Origin of the sequence: Amycolatopsis sp. SID8362, assembly GCF_010550475.1 — a bacterium.
In the GTDB taxonomy this organism is placed as follows: domain Bacteria; phylum Actinomycetota; class Actinomycetes; order Mycobacteriales; family Pseudonocardiaceae; genus Amycolatopsis; species Amycolatopsis eburnea.
The window spans coordinates 1-2,956 of the sequence record NZ_JAAGNB010000148.1 but is presented as its reverse complement, the minus strand read 5'-3'; the positions used below and the strand labels follow the sequence as shown (position 1 = coordinate 2,956).

General features: G+C 73.4%; 4 protein-coding genes. 1 reads left to right on the top strand and 3 read right to left on the bottom strand.

The window, feature by feature from the left end:
- Positions 1 to 339: 339 nt before the first annotated feature.
- From G3I65_RS05710 to G3I65_RS05700, 3 genes are read right to left on the bottom strand one after another with little or no spacing between them, the layout of a single operon-like run.
- Positions 340 to 996, bottom strand: a complete 657-nt coding sequence (locus tag G3I65_RS05710; protein ID WP_160695169.1) for an ABC transporter ATP-binding protein — start codon at positions 994 to 996, stop codon at positions 340 to 342.
- A gap of 20 nt (positions 997 to 1,016) precedes the next feature.
- The gene (locus G3I65_RS05705; protein WP_160695168.1) at positions 1,017 to 1,538 is read right to left on the bottom strand and encodes a PadR family transcriptional regulator; all 522 of its coding nucleotides are present in this window, start codon (positions 1,536 to 1,538) and stop codon (positions 1,017 to 1,019) included.
- 34 nt (positions 1,539 to 1,572) lie between these two features.
- Entirely contained in the window at positions 1,573 to 2,448 is an 876-nt protein-coding gene (locus G3I65_RS05700; protein WP_160695167.1) for an NAD(P)H-binding protein, read from the bottom strand.
- A gap of 75 nt (positions 2,449 to 2,523) precedes the next feature.
- On the opposite strand from G3I65_RS05700, the gene G3I65_RS05695 reads away from it, so the two are divergent.
- Positions 2,524 to 2,956, top strand: a 433-nt coding sequence (locus G3I65_RS05695; protein WP_160695166.1) for a TetR/AcrR family transcriptional regulator, incomplete at its 3' end; no start/stop codon positions are given.

Here is a 2,956-nt window from a genome sequence, read left to right as displayed (position 1 = left end):
CGGACCCCACCGCCGCCGAGCGCGAGCCGCATCCCGAGCCCGAAGTCGGCGACCCAGCGGCGGATCACCGGATCACCGCCGGGTACCCGGCCCGCGGCGCCGGGCCGGCCACCCGGTGCCGCCGCGCTACCAGCTTCTGAGGCCGCACCCCGCACGCCCGACCGGCTGCCCGACCACGGCCCACCTCGAACCGCGAAGCCGACCACTCGCGCACCATTCCCGGCCGCGGACTCGACACCCAGCCCGCCACCCGCTGCCCGGTCATCGGCCTGCCTCGAACCGCGGAGTCCACCACTCGCGCACCATCCCCGGCCACGGACTCACCACCCCGTACCCCCGTCATCGGGTCGCCTCCAGCCGGCGGGTCCGGCCGTCGCGGACGACGACCTCGCGGTCGGAATACGCCGCCACCCGAGCTTCGTGCGTCACCAACACCACCGCCGCGTCGCGGTCGCGGGCCGCGGTGGTCAACAGCTGCATCACCTGCTCGCCGTTGAGGGAATCGAGGGCTCCCGTCGGCTCGTCGGCGAACACCACGCGCGGTGCGGTGACCAGTGCGCGGGCGACCGCCACCCGCTGGCCCTGCCCGCCCGACACCTCCCCCGGACGCTTCCCCTCGATGCCCGACAGGTCCAGCTCCGCCAGCATCGCGCGCCCCCGCTCGGCGGCCACGCGGCCCCGCACGCCGTTCAAGCGCAGCGGCAGGGCCACGTTCTCCAGGCACGTCAGCTCCGGCACCAGCTGCCCGAACTGGAACACGAACCCGAAGTCCGTACGCCGCAAGGAAGAGCGGGCGCGGTCGGACAGGCCGGCCAGGTCCGCGCCGTCGTAGCGGACCGTGCCGGCGTCCGGCTGGACGATGCCGGCGAGGCAGTGCAGCAGCGTCGACTTGCCCGCGCCCGACGGTCCCATCAGCGCCACGACCTCGCCGGCCCGCACCCGAAGGCTCGCCCCTGCCAGCGCCTCGGTCGGCCCGTAGGCCTTCCGCACTTCCATCGCCTCCAGCAGCACGCCGCTCACGCGATCTCCTCCGCCAGCTGGTCCAGCCGGGCCGCGGTCAGCTCCAGCCAGCGGAGGTCGGCCTCCAGGTGGAACAGCGCGTGGTCGCAGATCAGCTGGTCGACGAGGTCACCGCCGGTCTTGCGGCGGGTCAGCTCGCGCATCGCGTCGAGGTGCGCCGACCGCTGGACGTCGAGGACCTCGGCGGCCGGGCGGCCGGACAGCAGCGCGAGCACCACCTTCGTGTACAGCGTGTTCTGCAGGTACGCGTCGGGCTTTTCCGGTGTCTCCAGCCAGGTGCCGACGTCGGCGACCCCGGCGTCGGTGATCGCGTAGCGCTTCCGCTCGGGGCCGCCGTCCACCTCGACGCCGTCGGCCTCGACGAGTCCCTGCTTCAGCAGCCGCGCGAGGGTCGAATAGACCTGGCCGTAGTGCACCCGGCGGTCGTGCCCGAACCGGTCGTCGTACGCGCGTTTCAGGTCGTAGCCGTGCCGGGGGCCGCTCTCGAGCAGCCCGAGCAAGGTGAGTCCGATCGACATGCCGGCGACTGTACACGGTGTGTATAGCTACGGTTTATACACCCCGTTCATAGTGATCAACGGCGGTCGCCAGCACCGCCCGCAACGGCGTCGCCGGACGTCCCAGCAGCTCCTCGAGCACCGGTCCGGTGACGGCGAATTCGCCCCTGCGCGCGGCGTGGAACATGCCCAGCAGCAGGCTCGCCTGCGCTTCCGGAACGCCGTGCCCGGTCAGGCCGGCCACCCACTCGTCGTCCCCGGCCACGACCCGCCGGATCGGGCGGCCCGTCAGCTCGGTGAGCAGACCGGCGACGTCGTCGAGGTCGAGTGCGGCCGGCGCGGTCAGCGGCGGTGTCGGCCCGTCGAACCGTCCCTCCTCGGCCAGGATGATCGCCGCCGCCTCGGCGAGGTCGGCGTGGGCGGTCCAGGACACCGGCCCGTCGGCGGGCGCGATCAGTTCGCCGGTCCGCAGCGCCTCCCCCAGCAGCAGCGGGACGGTGGCGGCGTAGAAACCGTTGCGCAGCACGGTGAACGGCGAGCCCGCCGCCGCGAGGTGCCGCTCGGTCGCCGCGTGGTCGGGCATCGGCGCGAACAGCGAGTCCCCGGCGGCCGCCTGGTGACTCGTGTAGAGAACGCGTTTCACCCCCGCTTCGCGCGCGGCGTCGATCGCCGCGATGTGGTGCGCGCGGGCGGTTTCCCCGGTCGAGTCCGTCGAGACGACCAGCACCTGCGCCGCCCCCTCGAACGCCTCGGCCAGCGAAGCCGGATCGGCGAAGTCGCCGCGGCGCACACGGACACCCCTCTCGGCGAGTTCGGCCGCGCGAGCGGGCTCGCGCACGCTCACGCCGATTTCCGCGGCCGGGACCCGGTCGAGCAGGTGGCCCACGATCTGCGAGCCCAGCTTGCCGGTACCCCCGGTGATGACGATCATGGCAGTTCCCTTCGTTAACGTCGTTAGTAACCACGTTAGCACCAATGCTAGCCATCATGCGTTACCATTGGAACCATGACCCGGACGGAAGCCCGCGAGAAGATCGTCGAGACCGCCGCGCGGCTGCTCCGGGAGCAGGGGGCCGCGGCGGTGACCGTCCGCGCCGTCGCCCAGGCGGCCGGCCTGCAGGCGCCCGCGCTCTACCGGTTCTTCGAGGACAAGGACGCGCTGCTCGACGCGGTCGCCGAGCACGTCTTCACCAGCTACGTCGCCGGGAAGTCGGACACCGCGGGGACCGGCGACCCGGTGGCCGACCTGCGGGCGGGCTGGGACGCCCACATCGGGTTCGGCCTCGCCAATCCGGCGGTGTTCGGTCTGCTCGTCGTCCCCGGCCGCGTTTCACCGGCGGCCGAAGCGGGCCTGGCGGTCTTGCGCGGCCGCATCCACCGCGTCGCCGCGGCCGGCCGGCTCCGCGTCCCCGAGCCGCGCGCGGCCGAACTGGTCCACG